Annotated in this window: 26 protein-coding genes and 4 pseudogenes; 8 read left to right on the top strand and 22 right to left on the bottom strand. The window is 36.6% G+C overall.

Translation table 11 applies throughout. The features are described 5' to 3' along the window. Positions 1 to 44: 44 nt before the first annotated feature. Together AC3ISB_RS12585 and AC3ISB_RS12580 are read right to left on the bottom strand one after the other, a co-directional pair. Positions 45 to 563: an HNH endonuclease gene (locus AC3ISB_RS12585; RefSeq protein ID WP_489276585.1), complete on the bottom strand. Its 519-nt coding sequence runs from the start codon at positions 561 to 563 to the stop codon at positions 45 to 47. A 457-nt stretch (positions 564 to 1,020) separates the two neighbouring features. Further along, entirely contained in the window at positions 1,021 to 1,152 is a 132-nt protein-coding gene (locus tag AC3ISB_RS12580) for a hypothetical protein (RefSeq protein ID WP_489276583.1), read from the bottom strand. Between the two features lie 863 nt (positions 1,153 to 2,015). Here AC3ISB_RS12580 and AC3ISB_RS12575 point away from each other — a divergent pair. Next, on the top strand, positions 2,016 to 3,146 hold the full coding sequence (locus tag AC3ISB_RS12575) for a site-specific integrase (RefSeq protein ID WP_489276916.1): 1,131 nt from the start codon (positions 2,016 to 2,018) through the stop codon (positions 3,144 to 3,146). 58 nt (positions 3,147 to 3,204) lie between these two features. After that, positions 3,205 to 3,750, top strand: a pseudogene (locus AC3ISB_RS12570) (DUF3900 domain-containing protein); the annotation flags it as partial. A 394-nt stretch (positions 3,751 to 4,144) separates the two neighbouring features. Here AC3ISB_RS12570 and AC3ISB_RS12565 read toward each other — a convergent pair. Continuing rightward, entirely contained in the window at positions 4,145 to 5,023 is an 879-nt protein-coding gene (locus AC3ISB_RS12565; protein WP_489276582.1) for an acyltransferase, read from the bottom strand. 258 nt (positions 5,024 to 5,281) lie between these two features. On the opposite strand from AC3ISB_RS12565, the gene AC3ISB_RS12560 reads away from it, so the two are divergent. Further along, complete coding sequence (locus AC3ISB_RS12560) at positions 5,282 to 6,034, top strand: alpha/beta fold hydrolase (RefSeq protein WP_489276580.1); 753 nt, start codon at positions 5,282 to 5,284, stop codon at positions 6,032 to 6,034. 7 nt (positions 6,035 to 6,041) lie between these two features. Then, on the top strand, positions 6,042 to 6,626 hold the full coding sequence (locus AC3ISB_RS12555) for a TetR/AcrR family transcriptional regulator (RefSeq protein WP_098372198.1): 585 nt from the start codon (positions 6,042 to 6,044) through the stop codon (positions 6,624 to 6,626). Between the two features lie 331 nt (positions 6,627 to 6,957). On the opposite strand, the gene AC3ISB_RS12550 is transcribed toward AC3ISB_RS12555, so the two are convergent. The 5 genes and pseudogenes from AC3ISB_RS12550 to AC3ISB_RS12530 form a co-directional block, all read right to left on the bottom strand. Beyond that, positions 6,958 to 8,562, bottom strand: a complete 1,605-nt coding sequence (locus AC3ISB_RS12550) for a phosphodiester glycosidase family protein (protein WP_489276578.1) — start codon at positions 8,560 to 8,562, stop codon at positions 6,958 to 6,960. 714 nt (positions 8,563 to 9,276) lie between these two features. Next, a pseudogene (locus tag AC3ISB_RS12545) lies at positions 9,277 to 9,348 on the bottom strand (peptidoglycan-binding domain-containing protein); the annotation flags it as partial. 354 nt (positions 9,349 to 9,702) lie between these two features. After that, the gene (locus AC3ISB_RS12540; protein WP_260398085.1) at positions 9,703 to 9,999 is read right to left on the bottom strand and encodes a M15 family metallopeptidase; all 297 of its coding nucleotides are present in this window, start codon (positions 9,997 to 9,999) and stop codon (positions 9,703 to 9,705) included. A 21-nt stretch (positions 10,000 to 10,020) separates the two neighbouring features. Continuing rightward, entirely contained in the window at positions 10,021 to 10,149 is a 129-nt protein-coding gene (locus AC3ISB_RS12535; protein ID WP_260398084.1) for a hypothetical protein, read from the bottom strand. 167 nt (positions 10,150 to 10,316) lie between these two features. After that, the gene (locus AC3ISB_RS12530) at positions 10,317 to 10,532 is read right to left on the bottom strand and encodes a hypothetical protein (protein ID WP_144551459.1); all 216 of its coding nucleotides are present in this window, start codon (positions 10,530 to 10,532) and stop codon (positions 10,317 to 10,319) included. Positions 10,533 to 11,078: 546 nt separating this feature from the next. Between AC3ISB_RS12530 and AC3ISB_RS12525 the strand changes: the two genes are divergently transcribed. The 3 genes from AC3ISB_RS12525 to AC3ISB_RS12515 are packed head-to-tail and all read left to right on the top strand — an operon-like array spanning position 11,079 to position 12,139. Then, positions 11,079 to 11,444 (top strand): DUF2089 domain-containing protein, encoded by a 366-nt coding sequence (locus AC3ISB_RS12525; protein WP_144529134.1) that lies wholly within the window; start codon positions 11,079 to 11,081, stop codon positions 11,442 to 11,444. A gap of 13 nt (positions 11,445 to 11,457) precedes the next feature. After that, on the top strand, positions 11,458 to 11,847 hold the full coding sequence (locus tag AC3ISB_RS12520) for an SHOCT-like domain-containing protein (protein ID WP_489276575.1): 390 nt from the start codon (positions 11,458 to 11,460) through the stop codon (positions 11,845 to 11,847). Between the two features lie 10 nt (positions 11,848 to 11,857). Next, a complete protein-coding gene (locus AC3ISB_RS12515; protein WP_098372192.1) occupies positions 11,858 to 12,139 on the top strand; it encodes a hypothetical protein in 282 nt (93 codons plus the stop codon). 1,208 nt (positions 12,140 to 13,347) lie between these two features. On the opposite strand, the gene AC3ISB_RS12510 is transcribed toward AC3ISB_RS12515, so the two are convergent. Both AC3ISB_RS12510 and AC3ISB_RS12505 read right to left on the bottom strand, forming a co-directional pair. Then, complete coding sequence (locus AC3ISB_RS12510; RefSeq protein WP_480339084.1) at positions 13,348 to 13,455, bottom strand: helix-turn-helix domain-containing protein; 108 nt, start codon at positions 13,453 to 13,455, stop codon at positions 13,348 to 13,350. 72 nt (positions 13,456 to 13,527) lie between these two features. Beyond that, positions 13,528 to 14,102: pseudogene (locus tag AC3ISB_RS12505) on the bottom strand (thiolase family protein); the annotation flags it as partial. A gap of 748 nt (positions 14,103 to 14,850) precedes the next feature. Between AC3ISB_RS12505 and AC3ISB_RS12500 the strand changes: the two are divergent. Next, on the top strand, positions 14,851 to 15,765 hold the full coding sequence (locus AC3ISB_RS12500; RefSeq protein WP_489276573.1) for an iron-hydroxamate ABC transporter substrate-binding protein: 915 nt from the start codon (positions 14,851 to 14,853) through the stop codon (positions 15,763 to 15,765). 635 nt (positions 15,766 to 16,400) lie between these two features. Here the strand turns inward: AC3ISB_RS12500 and AC3ISB_RS12495 are convergent. From AC3ISB_RS12495 to AC3ISB_RS12440, 12 genes and pseudogenes are all read right to left on the bottom strand, one after another. After that, a pseudogene (locus AC3ISB_RS12495) lies at positions 16,401 to 16,944 on the bottom strand (GNAT family N-acetyltransferase). A 280-nt stretch (positions 16,945 to 17,224) separates the two neighbouring features. Continuing rightward, the gene (locus AC3ISB_RS12490; RefSeq protein WP_098372189.1) at positions 17,225 to 18,133 is read right to left on the bottom strand and encodes an endonuclease/exonuclease/phosphatase family protein; all 909 of its coding nucleotides are present in this window, start codon (positions 18,131 to 18,133) and stop codon (positions 17,225 to 17,227) included. 559 nt (positions 18,134 to 18,692) lie between these two features. Continuing rightward, positions 18,693 to 19,157, bottom strand: coding sequence for a hypothetical protein (locus AC3ISB_RS12485; protein WP_489276913.1), 465 nt, complete (start codon positions 19,155 to 19,157; stop codon positions 18,693 to 18,695). A 2-nt stretch (positions 19,158 to 19,159) separates the two neighbouring features. Continuing rightward, the gene (locus tag AC3ISB_RS12480; RefSeq protein ID WP_489276572.1) at positions 19,160 to 19,489 is read right to left on the bottom strand and encodes a hypothetical protein; all 330 of its coding nucleotides are present in this window, start codon (positions 19,487 to 19,489) and stop codon (positions 19,160 to 19,162) included. Positions 19,490 to 19,564: 75 nt separating this feature from the next. Then, entirely contained in the window at positions 19,565 to 19,747 is a 183-nt protein-coding gene (locus AC3ISB_RS12475) for a hypothetical protein (RefSeq protein WP_489276570.1), read from the bottom strand. 566 nt (positions 19,748 to 20,313) lie between these two features. Continuing rightward, the gene (locus AC3ISB_RS12470; RefSeq protein ID WP_480339007.1) at positions 20,314 to 20,820 is read right to left on the bottom strand and encodes an Imm6 family immunity protein; all 507 of its coding nucleotides are present in this window, start codon (positions 20,818 to 20,820) and stop codon (positions 20,314 to 20,316) included. A 13-nt stretch (positions 20,821 to 20,833) separates the two neighbouring features. After that, positions 20,834 to 21,394 (bottom strand): hypothetical protein, encoded by a 561-nt coding sequence (locus tag AC3ISB_RS12465; RefSeq protein ID WP_480339006.1) that lies wholly within the window; start codon positions 21,392 to 21,394, stop codon positions 20,834 to 20,836. A 636-nt stretch (positions 21,395 to 22,030) separates the two neighbouring features. After that, entirely contained in the window at positions 22,031 to 22,192 is a 162-nt protein-coding gene (locus AC3ISB_RS12460) for a hypothetical protein (protein ID WP_480339005.1), read from the bottom strand. Between the two features lie 144 nt (positions 22,193 to 22,336). Further along, positions 22,337 to 22,792 (bottom strand): DUF600 domain-containing protein, encoded by a 456-nt coding sequence (locus AC3ISB_RS12455; protein WP_480339004.1) that lies wholly within the window; start codon positions 22,790 to 22,792, stop codon positions 22,337 to 22,339. Positions 22,793 to 22,813: 21 nt separating this feature from the next. Next, complete coding sequence (locus AC3ISB_RS12450; protein WP_489276567.1) at positions 22,814 to 24,838, bottom strand: T7SS effector LXG polymorphic toxin; 2,025 nt, start codon at positions 24,836 to 24,838, stop codon at positions 22,814 to 22,816. After that, the gene (locus AC3ISB_RS12445) at positions 24,835 to 25,125 is read right to left on the bottom strand and encodes a YwqI/YxiC family protein (protein WP_098373749.1); all 291 of its coding nucleotides are present in this window, start codon (positions 25,123 to 25,125) and stop codon (positions 24,835 to 24,837) included. The genes AC3ISB_RS12450 and AC3ISB_RS12445 overlap by 4 nt, the downstream gene beginning before the upstream one ends. Then, entirely contained in the window at positions 25,125 to 25,553 is a 429-nt protein-coding gene (locus AC3ISB_RS12440) for a YwqH-like family protein (RefSeq protein ID WP_098373750.1), read from the bottom strand. The genes AC3ISB_RS12445 and AC3ISB_RS12440 overlap by 1 nt, the downstream gene beginning before the upstream one ends. Positions 25,554 to 25,596 lie beyond the last annotated feature (43 nt).

Genomic DNA, 25,596 nt, shown 5'->3' with positions numbered 1-25,596 from the left:
CTATTCTTAGGTTAGCTATTATTGAGGAAATCTCATTAATAAGATTAGGAGTATTGCTCTCCACTGGTCAGAAATTCTTCTAAAGAAAGATTACCTTTTTTCTTATTACATTTTTCACACGCACAAACACAATTACTCATGGTTGTTCTGCCCCCTCTGGATCGAGGAATAACATGATCAATTGTATTACCTAGTCCCCCACAATATTTACATATATATCCTTCTCTCTCCAGTACGATTTCTCTAATATCAAATTGATGAATAAGTGAACTGTTAACAATTCCTGCCGTTCTATCAATTACCATTCTTATAGCATCTTCATAAGGAACACTATAAAAAACTCTTTTTTTCGACTTGGTTTTTACTGCCACCGCAATACTAGATTTTTCTAATATTTGAACATTAAAGATATCTTTCGAACCCTTTCTCTTAAAATATTTGCATTCATGGCAATATGATTTCCTCCTACTCTTACCACGTCCATTAGATGCAAACTTTGTGAAGTGTTTTAATCTTCCACAAATTGAACAAGTTTTATACAATTTACAAAAATCCCCTAACATTTCACCCCTCCTTTATAGTCTAGTATAATATCAACCTTAACATATGGCAAATTATGTAATTAACCAAATGTATTGCAAATGCAGTATTAATAACAATTAAAGGTCAATATACAGCCATATTCAGAATAGCAAACGCCTTAAATAAATGTATTGCAATATAACTTATTATTTTAAGTCACAAAAAGTTTTGTCATCGAAAAAAGAGTAGCCACAATGACCGCTCGAAAATGTTTCGCTCCCTTTAGTTAAATGCTTCCGCAATAGATGTACTTATTTTGTTTCTTATTGATAAATCAGTCCCCATTTACAAATACCTATAGGTTGTTTACAGAATGAAAAAGATTCATCCAAATGTTAAAAATATCAAGCAAGCTTCAGATTAACTGCTGAAATTATTCACGGCTTCTATTACCGCTCACCATCATTTGTTTTGTAATTACGTCAAGTGCATTTGAAATCAGATAGAGCCGATTGATATCTCAGATTGTTCAATCCTTGGTTTTGAAGAGGTAGAACTGGAAACAGGTATTTCCTCTAAAAGTCTTCTTACATCCACTTCAACATTTAGAAATCCTTTTCTTTTGGTCATACGAAAAAACCTCCTATATCGTTAGTAATGTAGGTCAATATACGGTGTAATCTCTTACATGACCGTTATACTGACCGTTTCACTAAATGATATAGAAGACTGTTTCGGCGGTGTTCTCCGCCTAAAAGGTAGCGTCCCAGGAGAAACTGAACTCCCGACCGACTGCTTAGAGATCGTTGCTCTATCCAGCTAAGCTACTAAGACTTGTGTTCGCCCTATTGGGGTTCAAGGTTATTTTTGATGAATTAAGGATTCGTTCATTTTACGTTTTTGGAGAGAAATGTTATCACTAAAAACCGAGCTGTTGGAAGCTTAATTTTTTTATTCTGGTGTACAATGATATGTACATTTTGCTGAGGAAACGAACCAGCGTCCAGAAACTCCAACACTTAAGGCTTCTACACTGTAAATGTTGCTATATCAATGTTCTCTCCGCATGGGAGTATTATATATTTACGAGCTTGGTTCAAAGACATTCTCATTATTATTAAATACCCAAATTTAATGTATAACAAGAAAGGAACTACAGAATATCTCTAGTTCCTTATATTAATCAATCATCTTGTTCTTCTAAAAGAGCTGATAACAACTCACTATATGTCGATGTCCAAGTAACAGTATTTTTACCTAAAGCATTGGGGTCTTTACCTACCGCATTAGTTGTTGCCCTAGTAGTTTAGATAAACAAATTGCGAACACAGATAAAGCTTTCGTCCTGATATGCTTCAACCTCCCTCTAAACATCTTATGTAAATACATCTATGTAGAGATTTTCAAAACTTCACCTCGAATTTATGGTAAAATAGAGATTATAAATGGAAACCTTTAACAAGCCCTATGACTTAAGTGGAGGTCTTGGAGCTATGAAAGGAAGCATTACTAAAAATAAAAAGACAGGTAAATGGGAGTTTGTTTTTGATAGTGGAACAGACCCTTTAACTGGTAAGCGTAAGCAAATTAAAAGAAGAGGCTTTGAATCTAAAAGCCTTGCAATGGACGAGATGACTAAGTTAAAAGCAGAAATATTAGGAAATGAGTTTCTCGATTTGACACAAATGTCATACGCTCGATACATGGAAGAGTGGTTTCAAGAAAGAAAAAACCATCTACAGAATTCGACCTTTGAGATTCATTCAATCTTTTACCGAAATGTCATAAAGCCAAAACTCGGTCATTTTAAGTTACAGCAAATTGCACCTATACAAATACAAAAATTTGTTAACGGCCTAGTGAATGATATGTCTTATTCAGAACACACAGTCCATCTCATCTTTCGGATTGTAAGTGCATCCCTCAAGAAAGCTAAAACCCTTAAGCTCATAAAGGATAATCCCTCTATTGGTATTACGCTTCCAAAGGTCAAGCGAAAAGAGATAAATGTTTGGTCCGTGGAACAGGTCAATTTTCTCATTAGGGAAGCTAAGAAGATAAAGCGGCTAACCCGCTGCCATATTGGATTTCTTATATCAATATATACTGGTATGCGTCAAGGAGAGGTTCTTGGGTTGAGGTGGAAAGACGTTGACTTCGAAGCACAAATCATTTACGTGAGGCAAACACTGACACAGAACGCAGTGATTAAAACAGGAGCAAAAAACAAGGCAAGCCTCCGCTCAATCCACATCCCAAACAAGCTAGTTGATGAGTTTAGAGCCTATAGGAAACAGGTCTTACAGGAAAAACTGCTTTACGGACAAAGTTACCATGACAACGACCTAGTTGTCTGTACAAAAAGCGGCAAGCCTATGATACCTAGAAACTTCCGAAAAGAGTTCTATAATCTAATAGAACAACTTGGGCTGCCCAAAATACGCTTTCACGACCTTAGACATACTCATGCTACTATCTTGATTCAACAAAATGTAAATGTGAAGCTAATCTCGGAGAGGCTAGGTCATTCAGATATTGAAACAACTCTAAATACTTATAGTCATGTCCTACCAGATATGCAGAAATCCGTCTCGGATAAATTGGACAAAATCATCGGAATGTGACCAAATATGTGACCGATACAAATCCACAGTACCCTAAATGTTGTCATATCAATGTTTCAGCTACCTTTACCCATACATGCCCGAAGAAGGAATGGTTGAAGAAGGTGAACTGAAAATCCACCAGGCCTCACATGCCCGCTACTTCGAGGACTTCTTGAAATTCGTCGAATATGGCGAATCGATGCCAGAAATCATGAAAAACCAGGTCATCCATATGGTCCATGAACATGTATCCGCACAATTCGAAGAAAACAGTGACGAACTGCACAAATTCGAACAAGACCTGGAAATCTGGGAAACAAGCGAAAAGCGGGAAATCCAAGAACGTCTTGAAACCCACCAGGTCGTAGAGGCCACTGCCCAGATTGTCGAGCATACACCTGAAGCCGAACTGCGCATGAAACTAGGCAGTACATCCATCAAAGGACTTCTAGCCGATTTCGGCGACAGCATCCATTTAGGGAAAATTAATGGGAAGTATGTATTGATGATCGAATCCAATACAATAGAATTCGATAAAGGCGTTTCGCCGATTGAGTTTCATAGGCCGGATGATTTGATGGAGATTGTGGAGCGGATTAATAAGAAAAGTGTTGGGGAGTAAACAAGGAATGGTGATGATTTGTGCTCATTGTTGTGATCATTAAAACTGTGCCATATAAGGGTATGTGATCGTTTGTGTGATCAAAATTATGATCAATTTATGCTCTAAAACATGTTAATAATGGTTTCCTTTAATTAAGTACAACCAAATATTAATTCAAAAAGACAGTGAGCTTATCTTTGCTTACTGCCTTTTTGTTTATAACTAAACAATTAGTTATTCAGTTGTTCCTTCTTCCGTTGTTCCCATTGCTAATTCTCCTTTGGAGAATTCTAAAAAAGACAATAAGAAACCCCTTTAATGCATTTTAAAAAAACTTACAATTATTCCTGTATCCATCATTCTTAGCTACCATTTGGAATTTTCTAATTTTAATCTGGAATAATTCATTCATCTACTTCTTACTTCCTTTGCGAAAGATTCGATCGAGAAATGTTTTCTTTTTCTCAGGAGGCACAGGAAGAAAGAAACGATTCTTACTTGTTACATCAAGATAAGGCGTTAATATGTCAGTCTTCTCCTCTACAGAAGTGGCGATATTAAGCTGTTCTTCAATTTTTGCGAAATGTTTTGCTGTTGAGCCTTTTGACGTATAGACAAAACGCCCATCTGGGAAATTTTGTGATTCTGCTGTTTCATTTTCAGTATATGCATGGACAGACGGACGTGCCCAAAAAACATTTTTCCGCACCACTCGTGCAGGACTTCCTGCAGCTGCTACATTTGATGGGAGCGATTTTGCCACGAGTGACTTTGCACCTAAAATTGAACCTGTACCAACTTCTACTCCTTTTAGTATCATGACGTCCTGCCCAATCCAAATGTGGTCACCTAAGTACACACTCTTTGTTGGGTTAATCCGTTTTCGAGTTGTTCCATCGTAGATCAAATGTGGATCAGCCAAACGAACGACTACACCACTTGAAAACATATTATCATCACCGATGAATAGATTCTTTTGCTCAGAGAGAATAAATCTCGCTGCTCCATTAAATGAATAGTTGCGACCTAGGAAAAATGTATTGTCATTCCAAACATTGACTCTCATCGTTGCATTACGTTTGGATTTCCCAATGATTATGAGCGAGTTGTTGCCATTAAAACTTAGCGTCGCATCTTTAAATTCCGCTCCACGTTCAATAATTAACCGATTTCCTTCACCAAACAATTTGATTTTACTATTCACAAACGAAATCTCATCTTCGGTATTTCCTATAAAGATTATTTCATTATCCGTTTCAGGTTTCTGCAATATATTAGAAATGATTTCCATACTATTCGTACCCTCTTTTTCAAAGTGTTGAAAACGTGTTCATTATACATCATTTTTTACTAAACACAAAGACCGCCTAAGAAAACCTGAAGTGATGTAAAGCTGAAGCCTTTGGATTTACTATTGATTAGCGCCATTATGCGGAATAGATATAAAATCTAAAATCATTCAAAAATTAAACCGCGTTTTACATTGACTAAACGTTCATTCAATAATAAAATAATACTGAAAATTCAGTAAAAAAACGGAGGGGTTGCATTGGATTTACATTTTGAGATTACTGGCAGTGGTCATCCTGTTGTTCTTATTCATGGTGGTGGTGCTGATTTGAGGCAATGGACATTTTTGGCTTCTCTTTTATCTAAGGATTACAAAGTTATTGCTTTTGATGGCCGTGGTGCTGGTAAATCGCCATCCCCTATAAAACATGCAAACTATGTTGACGATGTATTGGCATTAATGGATTACCTGGAACTTAATCAGGCAACACTTATAGGCCATTCCATGGGCGGACAGATTGCAACTGATTTCGCTCTTAATTACCCTGAAAGAGTATCGAAACTTATATTAATTGCTCCTTCTTTAACAGGTTTTTCCTATTCAAAGGAGTTTGAACAATATCATCACAAGATATTGGAAAGTGCCCCCAATATAGATAAGATGTTGGATCTTGCCGTTCATTCACCAACTTATCAAGTTGTTATCGATAGTCCGCACAAAGATCTCACTGTTCAAATGCTCAGGCATCATTTTGGGCGCATGCTTAAGTGGCCCGCGGATTTCTGCATGAAATGGCCTCAGCCGCCTGCAATGGAAAGATTAGAAGGATTGAACCCCGAAACTTTATTTTTTATTGGCAAAAAGGACTTGGCAGACAATTTTCGAGTTGCCGATTGTTTCCGTAAGGTTCCAAACATCCGTTTCATCGAATTAGAGGATGCCGATCATATGCTGCCCCTCACCCATTCTGAAGTTTTATATCAAGAATTCACTGCCTTTATGGAGGATTGAAGTTAAAATGCCACGTACACCCGAAGAGAATGACCGTATTCGCCAAGCATCCAAAGAAAAAATTCGTGCTGCAGCCATGGAGTTATTTATGAAACAAGGATATTACGCTACTTCTATAAGCGATATAGCCAAGAAGGCGGGTATTTCTAAAGGGTTACTCTATAACTATTACAAAGGAAAAGAAGAACTGCTTTCTGAAATGGTCGAGGCCAGAATCAGGGAAGTGGTTGAAGTCATGGAAGAAGCGTTCACCTTAAATACACCTCGTGATCAGCTTGAACATATAGTCAATGGTGCCATTGAAAATATCCACAAAAAACCGGAAGTCCATCGCTTCTATCTCCACCTGCAAACACAGCCAGAGGCTGATGAAGAGTTGATAAAATACAGTCATCTCATAACTGAAGCAAATGCTAGACAATTTGAGTTTCAATGTAAAATATTTGAAAGCATAGGAGAAAAGGAACCAAGGAAACGATCATTATATTTTTCATCTGTGCTACAGGGTATTATGCTTATGATTTCCACCTATCAACAAGGGTTTCCAGTAGAAGAAATAAAAAACCAGATTATAAGGGAGTTTTGTAACTAGTATACCGTTTGAAAGATCATATCTTGAATAGTAAAAATAATGAACTTTCACAATCGGGGGCTAAAATGGAGTAAAAGATTTCGTCAATTGAAAACAATCCCATGATTAACCTTTTATTATGCCACAAGTTCAAACAATAAATAGCTTAATTCTTTGTGATCTTGGTCGGATGATCCCATTATTATTAAAAAATCTCTTCAGAAAAAAATCTGAAGAGTTTTTTTAGTTTATTCGTGACGGCCGGTTTGAACTAAAACTAATATCACTACTTAAAGGTATCTTCTAAATATATGGAAGAAGTTACTCTTTATCTCCTTTACATGTTCATCTATTATTTTACTATCAATATTCCGTCGGCAATCGGGCGTTCACCTGTTGCGTCAGACGGTCTTGTGACTCGGTCAGCCCCAACTGTCATGGTCGTCGATCCGCCGCCGTCAAGATTGATGGCATCTACGGCTCCTAATGACTTCATGACTTTTGCACTTTCTTCAAAATTTGCCCCCACACTCCATCCGGGTGCGCGTCCATCGATGGTGACAAATAATAGATTGCCATTCTCTTTTATTCCTGCAAGCGTTCTAGGATTACGACGTTCCCCAAAACGATAATAAAACCCAGGATCTTCTTCCCAGTGAAAGCCTTCCTCTACGGCATTAATGGAAATTTTTCCGTTTTCCAATAATCGAGGACCTCCGTTAATCATGCTAGTGGTTTGGTCTAATTTTAATAGCTTTCCATCCCCGATGATTTCACTCTTCACCTGAATCTTCATCCCTTGTTGGGCATGGCCACGAAGCCATTCTGCCGCTTCCCCCGTTCCCGCAAGAACAGAACCGCTGCTTGGAATTATTCCCCCGCGATGGTTACGAATTTCCATCACTTCCCCAGCATGATTTACTACCACTTCCACACCATCGCCCGATTCTGTCTTTTCTCCAAATACGGATGTATATTGGATAAGCTCACTTTCATCTATACAAGTATAATCATGTTTTGCCCGTTCTGTTGTCGTATCTCCTCCAACACCGCCACAATTGCGGATTAATCCCGGCTTACGATTTAATCCATCCACTTCCCTAACCGCACCATCAGATGAAGTAGCCTGAATTGACGTGGAAACAGATGCAATGTTTGCCTTCTCTTCAACAGAAGATAAAATCAGAGCTGAACGGCCATTTATCGCTTCACTGACAAGTTGACCTTTGCTGGCGAATATACCGGCAAGATCGCCTGGTGTACCATCCTTGGCTCCAACAACAAAGTATCCCGCATTAACTCCTGCAATGGCATCATTTCTGTCAGTCATTTGGGTCAATGTTTCTTTTCCTATCACTGCATCATTTGCTAATTCAGGCACCACATGCCCTTGAAATCGATCCTGATCCACTTCAATTACGTTAACTACCCATGGTCCTGTTGTTTTCTCTCCGTCTTCACCCGTAAACACAGTCCGTAGACCCGAATATCCCTTTTCCGATAACTTGTTTCTCATTTCGGCTGCATCCGCTTCCTGCTGATATTGGCCGATGCGAACAATGTATCCAAGTGAACCTTTTTCCCGGTCATCCAAGGCCCGATCCGGTTCCCTTATAATGCGAGCATTTTTGAAACCGTCTCTCTTTAAATTTCCCAACAATATCTTTGCCTGCTTCTGTGTTTCTAGAAATGCCACATCCACTGTGAAATAGTCTTTAGAAGATGTTTCACCACGATTGATTTTTGTATACGTCACTCCTGGTGCTGGATTCATAGAAGTTCTTCGCTCATGCAAAGTAGACGTTCCCAGCGGAAGCACATGATTTTTCATTTGCACTTGTGAGTGAACATTCAATTCTGCTTGAACTGGAGTTTCTGGAATCGCATTTACAATCATCAATGACGCTAGACTAATAGAGGCGATAGGCAAAATTGGCTTTTTCCATATTTTTTTCATATTTTTCCTCCAATAAAGTTATGTCCTCCTTTAACTTTATTGTCTAAATGTGATGGAAAATTAAAAAGACTATTATATTTCAGTCAATTTTAAGTGAACAAAAATGAGTATAAATGCTCGATAAATATTACAATTCATAATTGTGAAAGGACAACTTTTAAATATGTTTCCTTAGTATTCAGTAGATCAACCTTTACTTTTAACAAAGCCTTAACCTTGCCTTGCTACCTAATCAGTGGATATTATAAGATATCGAGTGGGATTATCACTTTGGAGGTAAATAAATGGAGAAAGTAAAAAAGAATTTGTTATTAATACCAACCATTTTGTCGGTTATCAATGTTATCTGCCTTGCTTCATTCATCATAGGACTTAGTATTATGAACTACTCAATTTCAAGGATCTTAACAGATCTTGGCTTGCTATGCCCAATTATCGCAACCTTATCATTCTTCTATTTAGTGATTAAAGTGAAGGGTATAAATCATTCCGCATTAAAGTACTTCCATATCGTAAATGCGGTTACATTTCTTGTCCCAGTATGTATTCTTACTTTTCTTATACTACGTTTCTTGAACGATTGGGATATTTACTTTTAAAAAAACTGCTAATATAAAAATCATTTTTTATTCATACAAAAAAAGCCCTCATTTTTAGGTTTTTTTTTCTAAGCCAATTGAATTTAAGCATTATAGTTTTATTCAATTTCATATATTATCCAAATAGTTTTGCAAAGGTATTTTCACCTGCAATACCGTCTGAAGGTATTCCCTTGGGCCTTTGAAATGCCCTTAACCGCTATTTCCGTTCCGCTTCCCAAGATACCATCTATGCCATGTGGATTTTGCACTTCCAAGTAAAGTGCATCTTGAAGGATATAGGTGATATTCCCTTTCGCCCCTTCCCTAACATTAGGTGATGCCGCTTTTGTTTGGTGTCCCCATATCCCATCAACATCTATTTTTGCATTATAGCGGCTATTTAATGTCTTTTGGATGGACTTGATAGTCTGATTGCCGCTGTCCTTTGAAGGCGTATCTTTTACAATGAATTCCGATTCGACTTATGTTGCTGGTGGAGTGGTACCATTCACTTTTGATATCAGTCTAGGCTTTGTTCCCGCTTTTAACTGAGAATAAGTTAGTCCGCCGTCATATCCAAGTGCGGATTATTTTTAAGGCTTGACCAATCCCCGCCCCATGCAAGGCCCAAGGATTTACCAATAGCCGCTACTCGTTTCCATTTTGCATCAACAGTCCATATGGCATTCTTTCCATCATCGCTGACTATGAAGTAATCAATGGCTAGTCCATAGTTATGGTAAGATTGACCTCGCATCGCGTTGGTCACTCTCGGTTTCGATAAATCACTATAGTTTTTTCCATCGTAGATATAACCTAGGCGACCTTGACGATATAGCTTTGCTTGCTCCTCCATAGACCGATAACCTGCGCTGATTTAGACAAAAATGCCTTCTTCGTATGCCCGTTTAACCATTTCCAATGCTGATTCTTTTACGACTGGGTGAATTCCGCTACCCATATTCTTTTCCGAACGATCCAATAAAGCTTCTAATTTAACTGTCAATTTTATCACCTCCTAATATGTTATGGTACTTATTAGGAAATGCTTGTACACCTACCTTGACGTTATAAAAAAAACGCCCTTTTATGTGGACCTAGTATAGGTTCATCATCCATACAATTCTTGTAAAATAACAAAAGCACAACCCTTAATGGGAGTGTGCTTTTATTTTATAATGGCTTATTTTGATTTTCTTTATCTTTATCTTTGCTAATAACTTTTATCAATTCATCCAGCTTTTCATTTCTTTCTTGATCTAATCTTGTCTTTGCATTGATGAATTTTATTATTTTAATTATGAAATAAACACTTAAAACAATAAGTCCCAGATAAAACAAAATCGGTATGATTGCAAAAAGCCCTATTAAACTGCTGGCGTAGTCCATAAATAATTCCCTCCTGAATGTAAAATATAGTATTATTATACAGGAAAAACAGGCTAAGAAGACCCCGTTCTAAATTTAGGACGGGGTTAAAATATAGTCGTTTAATTTTCGATATAAGATACTTCACTGTACTTAAAATTATGACAATAAAGTCGTTTAAAAATCTAAGTTTAGCACCCTATTCTGGAATAACTAAAATATAGACTAAGTAATTTTCAAGTTCTAAATCACAAAATAATACATCAATGCTACGACTGCTGAATCATCCTCAGGTGGAATATTAATATCAAATATCCAGGGATTATTATTCAGCATCTCATAGTCTAAGTAATCTTGCTCATTATGTATTTTCACCAAGACGAATGTCTACAATTTCCACCACTATGGTAAATATAATATTTGAATGAATAACGAAAACAGATAATCAATAATATTAAATAATAAATTAATATTATTGATTTTTTTGATTAAAAAATTAAATTTTATTATTTATCTTTTTAATACCTTGTTATATAATCGAATCAAATAAAAGAAAGGAATTTCATTATGGCATATAAAGTAATCACAAATTGTCCTGTCTGCAGTGAAACATTGAAAATTACAAAGTTGCAGTGCTCTCATTGTCACACTACGATTGAAAATGAGTTTGAATTATCTAAGCTGGCATCCTTATCAAAGGATCAGCTTCATTTTGTGGAAGTATTTTTAACATGCAGAGGAAATATCAAAGAAGTTGAAAAGGAACTGGGGATTTCGTATCCAACGGTTCGAGGCAAGCTAACAGACATCATTTCATCCCTTGGATATGTGCAGAAGAAGAAAAATGAAATAGACGAGAAAAAAGTTGTCACCATGTTGGAGAATGGCGAAATCACACCAGAAGAAGCTATTAAGCTCTTAAAAGAGGAATAAGGAGGAATTTATCATGAAAGAGGAAATTACAAGAGTGTTAACAATGGTTCAAGAAGGGAAGTTTGATGCAGATAAGGGATCAGAACTGATTCAAGTATTAAAAGAGAAAGAAGAATCAGGTAATAAGCTCTTTGAAAAACCGACTAAATATTTAGATAAAACATTAAAAATTCGTGTTGTATCAGCCGAAAATGATAACGTCACGGTCAATTTGCCTATAAAACTCGTCAAGGTCGTATTAATGGCTGGACACAGCATCGCAGCTAGTATTCCTCAATCGGAAAAATACGTTAAAGATATAAACATAAACCTTATTATTGAAGCAATCGAAAACGAATTAGATGGCCAAATTGTTGATATTAAATCGGCAAACGGGGATACCGTTTCGGTCATCATTGATTAGTGATTTGCTTATGATGCATGTAAAAGTGAAAGCAAAAGACGTTCGGTTTTCCATCCCAATTCCATATGCTATTTTAAACATTGTTATTTCAATTTTGTCTTCAAAATTTATTCAGCAAAATGCAAACAAATGGACAAAAGAGCACTTTGAAAGAAAAAAACTGGACTTTACCTTTCCACTAATAGACAAAAAAACGCTAAAGCCTATCGTCAAGGAACTGAAAAATTATAAAGGGATCGTGCTAGTAGATGTCAAAGCTAAGGACGGCACTGAGGTTAAGGTTAGACTATAATTTAATATAGAATACACCTTGATTTAAATACCCTTCCATTTAAAGAGGATTGATGTGAATAATGCACTTAAACAAACGTGTGCTTTAGTGGAATAAGGACATAAATCAAACTTATAAAAATCTCATACTTAGCTAAAAAGAGTAACTCCATTTTGAAATAACCCTTTTTCAAAATGGGGTTTTACATTTGCTATTAAATAAAGCTTAAAACACATTTTTTAATCAATCTTTATTTTAAAGCTACAAAATTGGGCATATTTAATTTATAGTGCAAAATATCTCCTAAAGTGACAGCTTCAGTTCCAAAAATCATCCAGCCTCCAGCACACTTCGCCAATCCTCAGCTTTCGATTAATTTTCATTCGTTTTGTTCCATATTTTAAACCTCCAATGATTAAGCAGGCATATCCTTAAAAAAGACTGGCTTATAAACATTCAGCCATCACGGTTGAGTGTTTTTCATCTTTATATTTGCACTAATACATCTTAATCTTCAACGCATGTCCAAATAAAAAAGGCAGCCACAAGGACTGCCTCTGTTGAACAACTTTTTACAGTTGCTTCATTCTTTTAATGATTACGGCGCTTGTTTTTTTTGCATTTGCACTTACATTTACAACGCTTTCCAGGAAACCATACTGTACTGAGATCATTGTCCTCAAAACATTTTTCCTCAAAACAACAATTTATCTCCATCCTAACACCCTCCTTACTATTGTATATGCTTGGACTGGTGGAAGGTGTGGACAAGTTGCTAAAAGTTTAGAAGTGAATGCAAATACTGACACCGGTTATTACCGTTTGTTTTTATTTTGGTCTCATGAGTTGAAACCGATGACGTGATGTTTAGTATTAATAGTAAAAAACTTGCAAACACGATTAAAAGTCCTTTTTTTAACTTTTTAAATGCATTTCTTCCTTTCTATACTTCCAGAAGGTCATCTATATATGCCCCCTTATTTAATAGTCCATAATATAATTATGTAAACAACTATAAGTGATAAATAGAATTTTACACAAATTCCATCAAAAAAAAAAGTTTTAACTCCGTACAAGTAACCCTCATTTTGGCTAATAAGGGTTACTTTATCCGAAAGTGGAAATACAGGAAACTGTAATGCAAGGACTACATAGATTAAACATTAGAAGTTTTATCCGAAAAATCATATAAATTTCATTTTAAAAATTGAGATATATTTTAATTAGAATCACTGTTCAGTTTCATTTAATTTTCTCCATAAAGTACTTCTGCTTATACCCAATAATTTCGCTGCATCTTTTTTATTTCCATTTGTCTTTTGCAAGGCTCCTTTAATAGTATTAATCTCAACTTATCTAATTATGATACGCTCCAATCAAATGATCTTATACACATATTTCTTTATGTTTTATTCAATGTAATTTTCTACAATAATTGAGATGCCTTGTCCTCCTCCAATACAAAGAGTGACCAATCCGTACTTTTCTCCTCTTCTTTCCATTTCATGAAGTAGTTTAGTCATCAGAATCGCACCAGTTGCTCCTAGAGGATGACCAAGAGCAATCGCTCCTCCATTGACATTGACCCTTTCCAGATCCATGTTGAGTTCTTTGATCACAGCTAAAGCTTGCGCTGCTAAGGCCTAATTCAATTCGATTAACCCTACTTGTTCCTGGGATATACCCGCTCTCGATAAAGCCTTTTTCGTCGCTTCAACTGGGCCAATTCCCATAACCTCAAGCGAGACACCTGAAACAGCTTGCGAGATAATCCTTGCTTTCGGCTTATAACCATATTTTAAGGCTGTATCTTCGGACATGACCAATACAGCAGATGCTCCATCATTTCGACCACTACTATTACCCGCAGTAACGGTTCCACCCTCTTTAAATACCGGTTTTAGAGCACTAACTTTTCTTTGTTAGTTGATCGTGGTTGCTCATCTTGATCAAAAATCCGTACTCCGTTACGAAACTTGATTTCATGGTTGAAATTTTGAAACGCGGGATTCGAAGTAGTGATTCTACGAAAACTAATTAGAGGGTATGTCCTTGATGAACAGCAAGATAGTCATAGTGATGATCTCTATCAAATAGCAGTTCGTTTTTGAGAAAGTTAGATTTTGCTAAATAGGCTCACGGTTTAGCAAAAATTCAACAAATCCGGCCTTATTGAAATTTTCCCCCTCGACTTAGTGGATAAGTACAAGTAAGGCAGTGCCTTTATAAACAGCACCTCGGTATTGCATATTGATAGCCCCAAGCGAACCCGTATATCGAGATTTGGAGGGCAGCGACGTTACTTTAAAGACATTTTTTATGGCTGAACACTTAAAACTCTCAACGACTTCTTTTAAAAATCCTATAAATTGATCCACTTCCTCACTAGTGCCTTATTGAAAATGGTTCTGATCTATCTAAAAATCCCTGACCTTACCTTGGCTCTCCTCCTTCGCCACATTTAGAGCAACTACCGATTCATAGTTTTTTTCCTTCTTTACTTATTTACCAGTACCCCTTGTCCTCCATGTAGTGCCAGCCTCAAACATGTTTCTACAAGTAAGGGTGACAGTTTAGTTCACAGAGTTTAGCAATCTGGCGAAAGTTATTGACAATGATTATCATTACTATTAACATGTTGATGTAGTCATTGAAAATGAATATCATTATTAATTAGATACTTTTTTGATATGTTTTTAATCTACACTATTATTAGTAAGGAGAAAATCAGAATGAAAAAGCTATTCATACCCTTCCTGCTCTTGTTTGTACTTATTCTTAGTGCTTGCGGGAACAAAGAGACAGCGAACGAAAATAATGCATCCAAGGCTAAAAAAGAAACAGTTACATATCAATCAGAAACAGGTCCTGTTGAGATTCCTAAAAACCCAAAAAGAATAATTGCTCTCTCTAATGGACCTAATGTATTGGCTTTAGAAGGTAATGTCGTTGGGATAGATCAATGGACTAATATGAATCCCCTTTTTAAAGATAGACTAAAGGGAGTGGAAGTCGTATCAGAAGATAACCTGGAGAAAATCATTGAACTGGAACCGGACCTTATCATAGCAGGATCCGAGATGAAAAATATTGCAAAGCTAAATGAAATTGCTCCAACTGTAGTATTCACTTGGGGGAAATTAGATTATTTATCACAGCAAATAGAAATCGGAAAACTCTTAAATAAAGAAAAGGAAGCAAAAGAATGGGTTAATGATTTCAAAACGCGTGCAGCATCCGCAGGAAAAGCGATACGTGCAAAAATTGGTGAAGATGCAACCGTTTCTGTGATTGAAAATGATGCTAAAGAGTTTTATGTATTTGGAAATAATTATGCACGCGGGACAGAAATCTTGTATCAAGCAATGGATTTGAAAATGCCTGAAAAAGTAAAAGAAAAAGCACTTAAATCCGGCATTTATGTCCTTTCATCAGAAGTGCTTCCTGAATATACTGGAGATTATATAATCTTTAGTAAAAACCCGGATGTGGTTAATTCATTTGTGGAAACCGATACGTGGAAAAATATACCTGCAGTTAAGAACGATCGTATATTTGAAATAAATAGTAAAGCATCCACATACAGTGACCCAATCACTCTAGAGCATCTTCTGGAATTTTTCGAAAAATCATTTCTTAACAAATAGTAGGTCAAAGAAGGAATTCTTTAATTAAGAATTCCTTCTTTCTTTTCTTTTTTTAAAAAAGAGGATAACGTCCTTTCCATGGCTTGCAGCTTTATTTTTTAACATTCCTATACGTCCATTCGTTCCTTCTCAACAAAGGATTCTTGATAGACCGTACTTGACCGCTAGTCTCTTTCTTTTCGATAAAGCGTTACCGTTTTATAAACATTTGATTATGAGTTCTTACGATGAATTCACCCATTTAATAATCTATCGGAAATTTTAGCCATAAAAAGAATGAAGTAAACCATTACTCGTGTTTTGTCCAAGTTCAAATTTCCCCTCTGATAGTTGCTTAAGAAAAGAGCATCAATAATGAAAACTTTGAAAATAAGTCACCAAAAACCTTTCGGCATCCAGGAAACACTTGATCTAAAATAGTGTGAAACTGAAGTTTAGCTTCCACTTACATATTCGATACGATTACCTTGACAACTTCCGAAGTTCTAAAAGCTAAATCACTCTAATTTTATGGCCGTTAATCTGTATCTTAGTATTGGCTGTTTTCGTAAATATTGTTGCTTTCCTTTAATTCTCTTTCTTCGGTGGATAAAACAAAAATAACGGACCCTTTTTCAAAAGGGTCTGTTATTTACTTATTTCATCGGATTAATAATGCCATAAAAAACAAGATAAAGAGTCATTTTTATAAAAATGATCTTTTAGAGTACCTTCGTATACCATTCCACACTTTTTCATTATCTTTCCAGATGAGGGATTCGATTTAAAATAACGTGCATAAACTCTATGAAAATTCTTCTCTTTAAAAACAAAGTCTATCATTGCTTTTGCTGCTTCGGTTCCATATCCATTTCCCCAGTATTCTTCTCCTACCCAGTAAGCCATTTCACCATTTTTATGTTGTTTATGATTTAAAATAGCGATAGCACCATATAACTGTCCGCTATTCTTGTCTGTTATAGAGAATTCATACATTCTGTCTAATTCAAAGTTTTGCTCGTGAGTTACAATCCACGAAAGAGCACATTCTAAAGGATAGGGATATGGTAAATTCAATGTGCTTTTGTAAATATTATAATTATTACACATTCTGCTAACATTTTTTGCATCAGATTCTTTAAAAATACGCAGAAGTAATCGTTCAGTTTCAATTGTTTTTTCTGCTTTATTATAAATCATTATTTTACCCCTATCCAAAATAAAAGTTTAATACATTCACAATAATTTTAACATAAATTTCCTTATCCATATTAGATAGTTCGATTTTATTCCGGTCTTTATTTATCAAGATGAGCACACCAAAGAAACCATTCATTCTATACCAAAACAGCTTAGTATTTTGATCTGTGGTAAAGCACTAAGTTATATAAGTTAGCTTGATGGGTATAAGGCTGTACAGCATAAAGTGAAAAAGTCTCAATCCTTCTTGAACAAAGTGTTGAGACTTCTTTTAATTGTTTTAATAAGAAAATGTTACATCCGTTATAACAGGAAAATGATCACTTGGGAATTGTCCATTTTTATAATAATCTAAAATTTCAATGGTATTCGCTTTGACGTTTCCTTTTGCAAGAATCCAATCTATTCGATTTTTCGGTCCTCCGCCAGTTGGGTCATGGAAGCCATTAAAGGTACCAAGGTGTTCATTGATTCTTTCCTCAGCAGTTACCCATAAATCATCAAATGCTTCTTCACTTGTTAGCTTTTGGTAAGGAACACTATCCGGATTTGCATTAAAATCCCCTGTAAATACAATAGGGAGCTTCGGATCAAATGCTTTAATTTTTTGTAAAACTAATTCTGCACTCTTCTCTCTAGCATTTGCAGATTTGTGGTCAAAATGAGTATTCACAACATAAAATTGTTGTTTACTTTTTTCATCAAAAAATTTCGCCCATGTTACCATACGTGGAATTGTGTTTCCCCAAGAAGTGGAACCAATTACATTTGGTGTATCTGATAGCCAAAAGTGATCATACTCTAGAGGAGTATAGCGTTCTTTTTCATAGAAAATTGCCGAGTATTCTCCTTTACTTCCTCCTTCGCGCCCTAAACCAATCCATTCGTATTCAGGTAATTTTGCATTTATGTCCTTTAGTTGTTGATATAAAACTTCCTGAGTTCCAATAATACCTGGTTGTTCCATTCGTATAAGTTTTTTTATTGCAGGAATCCTTTCTGCCCAAGTATGTGGTGATTGATCACTAGTATTCAAATACCTTAAATTATACGTCATTACCTTTACATCTACCTCAGATGATTGTCCTGATTTCCCTGAAGCTGACACATTTGATGTTCCTGAAAAGATGTTACTTACTAGCAATAGTACTAATGCCAATAAAAAAACTGGTTTTAACACTTTTCTCATCTATAATTCCTCCTAAATTATGTATTACAAAAAAATCATAACAATTATATGTGTAATCATTATTAGAAAGAGATTAATTATTCATAAAGTTATATTAATTAGGGAATAGTTGTGTAGTATTAAGGGTTTTAGAGAAAAAAACAGATGAAATATACGAAGTATGTTGTAATTTAGGCTTGAAGAAAGACTCAAAAAAACACCTGGTGCCCTAAGGCAATCAAGTGCTTTATAGCTAGTTATATAAATTAATTCATTACTAATCCTATCTTTAAACCAACGAGCATCTTAAATTCCTTAGCAGAACATGGTTATATAACTCCATGATGGCTCAACATTCATGAGTCATTAATTCAAATTAGAGCATATCTTTAACTGTAAACAATTTAAAGATTATTATTTTTTACCTCCTCAAACCACTCATCAGCAATATATAAGTATCATTTTTCTTTTTGTCTAACTCAATATTTTATTTATCTTTAGTTCACTTGCCTTATGTGTTACTGATATATGACAACCTTTTGTATATCTAGCTTCGGCACTGGAGAGTGCTCTAAACCCGTTATCTTTCCTCTTTGCACAAATGAATGTACTGACCAAAATCAGGAAATACGTCCCAGTTTCTTTCAAGGGTATCGCTAATTTCGCGTTCCTCGACTGAACCGGTTGTAAAGTCTCTCTTTTCCATTGCTATATAGCCATCTTCTCGGAAGCCCAAAATCAAGCTACTTACTTCCTTATCAGTTTCATCATCATATTCCCAATACATTGCTGTTCTTAAAAAAATCTTTCCATAATTCATAACTTCAAAGTCATAATTTAGATACTTACGAGTGAAATCATCATAAAAACTTACCGAAACCCATTCATTTGTTACATTTACAATATATTGAGGTTTTTCATCTTCAGTTAATACCGCCGTATATGGTTCATGTTTTTGATGGCATGTGTATGCAGTACGTTCATCAAGAATGTTCCAAGGCTTTTTTTTGATATCTGACCACTCGTCACAATAATAAACTTTCATAGTCAATTATACACCTTCCCATTAATATCCTTAATAATAATTCTGTTTTTTGTTGCTTCATCAAGAATTGTTTGCGGAATTAGTTTATTTTGAACTGTCACTTCTAATATTAATTCACCTTTAAGTCGCCCTCCTTTGAGAGCGTTTGGATTAAAAGAGCCATTTGATATTTTAGAGCCTGAAGGATATTTTTTTGTAATTTCATTTAAGTAACTCTTAGCTGTCTTTTCTTGCACTTCACTAAGTTGAGTGAATTTTCTCGATACTATTTCCTTATTGGGTGCATATGAGTCAACTACGTACTTTTTGCCGCCTACTTCTTTCGCTTCCAACTCTACCTCATTATAAGGGTAACGAGGACGATTTTCCTTATTAAAATTATTACCTGCTTCCCATCGCTCTTTAAGCTAATCCGGTACAGTTTTCTTTTTAGGTGTAACTTCATCCGTACCTTTAGGAATACTCTCCCTTGAAACACCCTCTACTTTTCTATCCTTCACCGTAAATTTCTGATAGGCTTCCTTAATTGTCTGCTTTTCCATCACAACTTGGCGAAGAGTTGGTCCTCCTGCAAGGGAAACTTGTTCCATACTTATCCGTTTAGGGATTTCTTTTTTACCTAGTTCTTCACCTATATTTTTTAACGTGGTTTTCCCTGATCTCGCTATATCTGTTATTGTAGCTTGAACTTTCTGTACCTGCTTTTGCGCAAATTCCTTACTGTATGGGACGAACTTTGTACCACTTGCTACTTTTTTCTAAGCCACCATGTCTGATGTAAATCTAAATGATTTTAAGTCCTCACGGCCTGTTATCTGAGGTGCCAGATATGGCATAAGATGATACATATTCATATCAACAATGAAAAGACCTTAACTTTACCGTTAAGGTCATACTAAAGAACGAGCTTTTCTTGCCCTACATCATTCTTTCTTAAGGTATTCTTCTAAAATACTCTTATCATATTCAGATTCAGGTAAAAGACCTAAACGAGTATTCCTAAATTCCTCTTTCGTGATCATCTGCATTGGATATATCCTCATATTCATAGTTAACCCATCTGCTAACAATTTACATAACCTACTTTGTTGTTTTATTAGCGCGTGTAAGACAAGAACTTAAAGGCAAAAAGCTGAACAGCCCTTTGTATAATTACTTATTCAATGCTAGATAAAATTTGTTTTCTTATATTTGCATCAATTTTATTATTTGAATAATTATCTTGTAAGCTATCAATTAAACGATAGATCATTTCATCCGTTCCTTGGTTAATTTCTAAGAAATTATTTAAGAAATGATGGAATAGATCTTCATCCACTGATTCTATTGGAGCAGGTAAATATTTTTCCCCTTGCTCAATGTAAGCTTTCCAATCAGCAAAAGCAATTGCATCAATAATGCAGTTCCAAGCCTTCATCTTTAATTCGTTCTCCTCAAATTGCATTAGAATGAATAGACCTGTTTCATCAGCATTATCTAAAAATTGATAGATAGTATCTCCAGAAATGTTTTTGTTTTCAACCCAACTCCAGCATAAGTCAATTGCTTCTACTGCATCTTTATACCCAGAAGAGTTCGAAAGCATGCCAATAACTTTTTCAGACAAAGTTAAAAGAAATGCTACCTGTAAATCAGTGTTCATTTCATTAATTTTTTCTATCACAAACTTTTCCTCCTTATTCAATCAAAACTCCATTTTTCAAAATAAAGGATAATTTCCCAGCAGGTTTAACCCCCTCTACTGTCTCAGAAGATAACTTTATGGTTAACTCAGGGTACCTTTTACTTAGTTGCATGAATATTCCTGGTTTAACATTTGGATTAACAATTCCTTGTATACAAGTTGTACAGGCACCTTTTGGATTAGATTGATGTAAATTTAATGTACCGGTAACCTCCTCTGCCTTCAATCCTACTCTTTCAACCTCCAAAATGAATTCATTAATTACACCTTCCTCAGCATGTCTAGTAGATAAAGGATGGGAAGAAGGTGACTTAATTGGCCTATTGGGCATTACTGTGTCTAAATCAGGTAAACCTGCTTCTTTTCTAACTTTAGGTGAGCCACCCTCAAATATTTTACCTTCTAAACCTTTTACATCTGTTTTTCCAATAGCAATTGTTTGAGTTTCAGGAACACCTAGTTTTATTCTAAGAGTTTCCAAATCCTCTTTCCCTATGTTAATACCCGGTTTACTCCCAGTTCCATTTAAACCCTTACCACCATCACTCTTCACCGCAAACTTCTGTACTATATCCTTAATAGTCGTTTTATCAAAAGTGACATGCTTGTAGTTGTTTCCATACGCCGTGGCTAACTCTTCGACCCTGATACGAAGAGGTACTTCCACATTACCGATTTGCCGGCCGAATGCTTTTGCGTACTGAACCTGCTTTTGCGCAAATTCCTTGCTGTAAGGGACGAACTTTGTACCACTTACTTTTTTCTACGCCACCATTCCTTAATTAAATCTATATGATTTTAAGTCCTCACGGCCTATTATCTGAGGAGCCAAATATGGCGTAAGATGATACATATTCATATCAACAATGAAAATTGGGTTAAGGTCATATAAAAGAAAAACAGGTTGCACCTTATTCGGTAAGCTCTCATTTAGCCGATTAAACTGCACATCCAGCCATGTAAAATGTCATCTCGCCCAATTCTCGTTCTTTTTCGTTATCATTGCATTTTAAAAATAGAGACTCCATGATGGTTTTACCTTCATGGAGTCTCTATTTTTAAGCGTATCATTTTTCTTTTTGTCTAACTCAATATTTTAATTATCTTTAGTTCACTTGCCTTATGTGTTACTGATATATGACAATCTTTCATATATCTAGCTTCGGCACTGGAGAGTGCTCTAAACCTGTTATCTTTCCTCTCTGCACAAATGAATGTACTGACCAAAATCAGGAAATACGTCCCAATTTCTTTCAAGGGTATCGCTAATTTCGCGTTCCTCGACTGAACCGGTTGTAAAGTCTCTCTTTTCCATTGCTATATAGCCATCTTCTTGGAAGCCCAAAATCAAATGAGGGATCCTATCTATTAAAATGTTATCCCGCCCTATTCTCGTTCTTATTGCCTAATATTAAAATTACATTGACACACCTTGAAGGTACAACCTTTATGAGTCATGTATTCAAATTAGAGCGTATCTTCGATTGTAAACAATTTAAAGGTTATTATTTTTTATCTCATCAAACCACTCATTAAAAATATGAGTGGCCGTTTTAATCTCATCATGCGTATAAACTAAATCATACTTGTATTCAGCTTTGAAGTTCCCACTCTTAACATCATATATTAATTTCATCTCAGTGGGCATTTCTCTTTTATATTCTTTGCACAATGCTTTGATTTTTCCGATATCTTCATTTAAGATATCTAATACCATAAAATTTCGTTCTGCAGATACATCATATCTTTCTTCCTCATTCTCCAATGCATCATTCAATTTATGAGGCTCTACATACTTATCGTTAATCATATAAAAAAAATCGCTCGCAGTAACTCCTTCTTCACGTGAAGCATAAACATACACTTTATCAGCTCTATCTTCAACATATTCCATACATATGGAAATCATATCTGCTTGCAATTCACTAAACTTATCTTCAAATTCTTTCATACTATTTTTTCACTCCTTAGATTAATTTTCAAGAACTCTAGAGCTCCTTTTACCATCAATAGTATATATTACTTTAAATTTTTCAGGACGCATATCACTCTCAGAGTAGATTATATCAACATTAACTGTTACTTTTTTGGGAGGTGTTTCTTTTAAAGCTGCAGCCCATTCTTCTTCAATTTTCTTATATTGCTTCAAATTAACATCAGATAATTGCGAAACCAAATTGTCAATTTTAGGTGAGCCTCCAAACCTATCACCTGCCAAATGCCCTGCATGGTCTTGACCTTTTACTTTACCAGGTGTGTTTTTGCTGTGTGACAATCTATCTGTTCTCGTTGTTAATTGTAAATTTTCTGTTTCAAATTTTACAATCCTACCTACATTATCTGTTTCATAAAAGTAATCATACTCTCCTGTTTTATATCTAATATCAGGCTTTAACCTATTTTTTCTTCCGTTTGTAAACTGTAGTCTGTTGTCCACAAATGTTTTAACTTCACTTACTTCAGCACTACCTTTACCCGTACCCTTAGGAATACTCTCCCCTGAAACACCCTCTACTTTTCTATCCTTTACCGTAAATTTCTGATAGGCTTCCTTAATTGTCTGCTTTTCCATCACAACTTGGCGAAGAGTTGGTCCTCCTGCAAGGGAAACTTGTTCCATACTTATCCGTTTAGGGATTTCTTTTTTACCTAGTTCTTCACCTATATTTTTTAACGTGGTTTTCCCTGATCTCGCTATGTCTGTTATTGTAGCTTGAACTTTCTGAACCTGCTTTTGCGCAAATTCCTTGCTGTAAGGGACGAACTTTGTACCACTTGCTACTTTATCAGCGATCTTCGCCGCACCTGCCACACCGCCGATTCCGAGTGCCATCAACAGGCCGTTCTGGCGCTGTTCCTCGGTCAGCTGGTTGCCGAACATGTCTTTGCCTGTGACTGCTTCGCCGAGGCCGTTGGCGGCGAGGAGTCCGTATATTCCGTATTCGGTTTTCTGGAGGAGGCTAAAGCCTTTTGTCGTTTTATAGGCATCGAGCGCATGGTTCGCTGCGTTGAGTCCTTTGGCGGTTTTGTAGATGGCGCTGCCGCCTTTGATGGCCCTGCCGGCCCAGCCGACGACGGGGATGAATCCAGCGGCTGCCATGGCGCCAGCGGCGATTCGTTCGGCTTCGGACAGCTTGCGGCCCGTTACTGGATCGACTCCGGTTGATGCCCTGATTGAATCATAATATCCCGTGAATTCCCCTGTAAAGGTTTTTGTCGTATCCCAGGCTTTTTCGTACCATGGGCGGTTTTCGAGTTCTTCCATTTCTTGTTCGATTTTCCGGGCTTCGGCTTGTTGCTTTTTGAAGGTCTGATAGTCTTTCATCTGACCGGCGACTTCATCCTTCACTTGATAGACGTCACTATTCTTGAAGGCCGATTGGTTGAACGTCATCGGAGAAACGGTGCCGTCCTGTTTGGTGGCGTCAAGTAAGGCGCGGAAGAGGCCAACGGCCACGTTTTCTTGCCCGACGGACACATCATATTCCTCGACCAATTGCCGGTCGACATTCTCGACCTTTGTCACGGTGTCATCCAGCCTCTGTCCGGCTAGCGTGATTTTTTCATTAAAGTCCTTTTGGTCGAACCTATCAAGAGGCAGGATATCGTCAATGCTGTCGAGGATCCTTTGGAGATCGTTCGCTTGTTCATCGACAAGCGACTTCGCTTGGTTAATGCCGTTCGACACTTCGCCATCTAAAAAGGGAACCTCGACCACCGTATTTCCGGAGAGGTCCGCCTCTTCCAGGCTGGCTGGAATGCCTTCCAAAAAACTGATTTGGGTCGTGAAAAGTTCCATCCAGGCGTCGGCCACCTCGATTTGCGCTTCATAGAAGCTTTTGATGGCGGCGGCACCGGCCCCTTGAAACTCGTTATCCAGGCCGACGATGCCCTGAAATTCCTTTTTCAGGGCTGTGACTTCCTTCTTTAGTTCTTCATATTGCTTGGCGCGCGACTTGGTTGCGGCCGTCAATGTCTTGGCTTCATATATTTTCATCGCGTAGGATACCCATGTGAAGACGCATGGGCGATGGCTTCATCCTGTTCTTTTAATAAGTCAATGTTGGCACGGGTATCTTCCACGTTTTTCTGGACGATTTTGATATATTGCTCGAAGACCTTCTCTAGGTTCGTTTCCCGGTCGATCCATTTCGAGGTGAATTCCAATTTATTGTTGCCAAGCTCGCCTGCCGGCAAATTTCCAAGCGTGACTGTACCAAGTGCCGTCTTCACCTGATCGACTTGCTTCGTTACGGCAGGATGATTCAGTTTGATTGTCGTCATTAAAACAACCGCCTTTTTAAATCTGATATTTTACTTTCCAGCTGCTCAAATGCCTCTTCGCCTTTGCTCAAAAGGGAGTCGGCTTCTTGGGCTATATTCCCTGCTATGCTCAGTAGAGTATTTTCGGCATTCAGCTTTGTAATCATTGCCTCGATTTTCCATTGGTAATCGTCATAATCGTCATGAATGATACTAAACATCACATTATAGGCATCATGACGGGCTTCCTGAAATTGATCCGAGCGATTCCCTGTCCAGCTGCCACCTAGCTCAGGGTCTTTTATTTTCCTAATCTCGTTCAGACACATGCTCTGCTCTTTTATAATATCGTTTTTCGCATTTTCTAAACGTTCAATTTTCACATTCAAATCAGCTTTTTTACTGGAGATAGCAGAGTGTATATTACTCAAAATATCTGCATAAACCATGAAACTCACCTCAGAAACAGTATAATCCTACACTAAATGTCAT

The organism is Peribacillus sp. GL_122, assembly GCF_057835005.1.
This window is presented reverse-complemented; position numbering and strand designations above follow the sequence as displayed.

Excerpts from the sequence above, each read along its gene's own strand:
- AC3ISB_RS12585 (WP_489276585.1), bottom strand. The coding sequence starts at position 563 with ATGTTAGGGGATTTTTGTAAATTGTATAAAACTTGTTCAATTTGTGGA.
- AC3ISB_RS12580 (WP_489276583.1), bottom strand. The coding sequence starts at position 1,152 with ATGACCAAAAGAAAAGGATTTCTAAATGTTGAAGTGGATGTAAGAAGA.
- AC3ISB_RS12575 (WP_489276916.1), top strand. The coding sequence starts at position 2,016 with ATGAAAGGAAGCATTACTAAAAATAAAAAGACAGGTAAATGGGAGTTT.
- AC3ISB_RS12565 (WP_489276582.1), bottom strand. The coding sequence starts at position 5,023 with ATGGAAATCATTTCTAATATATTGCAGAAACCTGAAACGGATAATGAA.
- AC3ISB_RS12555 (WP_098372198.1), top strand. The coding sequence starts at position 6,042 with ATGCCACGTACACCCGAAGAGAATGACCGTATTCGCCAAGCATCCAAA.
- AC3ISB_RS12550 (WP_489276578.1), bottom strand. The coding sequence starts at position 8,562 with ATGAAAAAAATATGGAAAAAGCCAATTTTGCCTATCGCCTCTATTAGT.
- AC3ISB_RS12540 (WP_260398085.1), bottom strand. The coding sequence starts at position 9,999 with ATGGAGGAGCAAGCAAAGCTATATCGTCAAGGTCGCCTAGGTTATATC.
- AC3ISB_RS12530 (WP_144551459.1), bottom strand. The coding sequence starts at position 10,532 with ATGGACTACGCCAGCAGTTTAATAGGGCTTTTTGCAATCATACCGATT.
- AC3ISB_RS12525 (WP_144529134.1), top strand. The coding sequence starts at position 11,079 with ATGGCATATAAAGTAATCACAAATTGTCCTGTCTGCAGTGAAACATTG.
- AC3ISB_RS12520 (WP_489276575.1), top strand. The coding sequence starts at position 11,458 with ATGAAAGAGGAAATTACAAGAGTGTTAACAATGGTTCAAGAAGGGAAG.
- AC3ISB_RS12515 (WP_098372192.1), top strand. The coding sequence starts at position 11,858 with ATGATGCATGTAAAAGTGAAAGCAAAAGACGTTCGGTTTTCCATCCCA.
- AC3ISB_RS12500 (WP_489276573.1), top strand. The coding sequence starts at position 14,851 with ATGAAAAAGCTATTCATACCCTTCCTGCTCTTGTTTGTACTTATTCTT.
- AC3ISB_RS12490 (WP_098372189.1), bottom strand. The coding sequence starts at position 18,133 with ATGAGAAAAGTGTTAAAACCAGTTTTTTTATTGGCATTAGTACTATTG.
- AC3ISB_RS12485 (WP_489276913.1), bottom strand. The coding sequence starts at position 19,157 with ATGAAAGTTTATTATTGTGACGAGTGGTCAGATATCAAAAAAAAGCCT.
- AC3ISB_RS12475 (WP_489276570.1), bottom strand. The coding sequence starts at position 19,747 with ATGGAACAAGTTTCCCTTGCAGGAGGACCAACTCTTCGCCAAGTTGTG.
- AC3ISB_RS12455 (WP_480339004.1), bottom strand. The coding sequence starts at position 22,792 with ATGAAAGAATTTGAAGATAAGTTTAGTGAATTGCAAGCAGATATGATT.
- AC3ISB_RS12450 (WP_489276567.1), bottom strand. The coding sequence starts at position 24,838 with ATGAAAATATATGAAGCCAAGACATTGACGGCCGCAACCAAGTCGCGC.
- AC3ISB_RS12445 (WP_098373749.1), bottom strand. The coding sequence starts at position 25,125 with ATGACGACAATCAAACTGAATCATCCTGCCGTAACGAAGCAAGTCGAT.
- AC3ISB_RS12440 (WP_098373750.1), bottom strand. The coding sequence starts at position 25,553 with ATGGTTTATGCAGATATTTTGAGTAATATACACTCTGCTATCTCCAGT.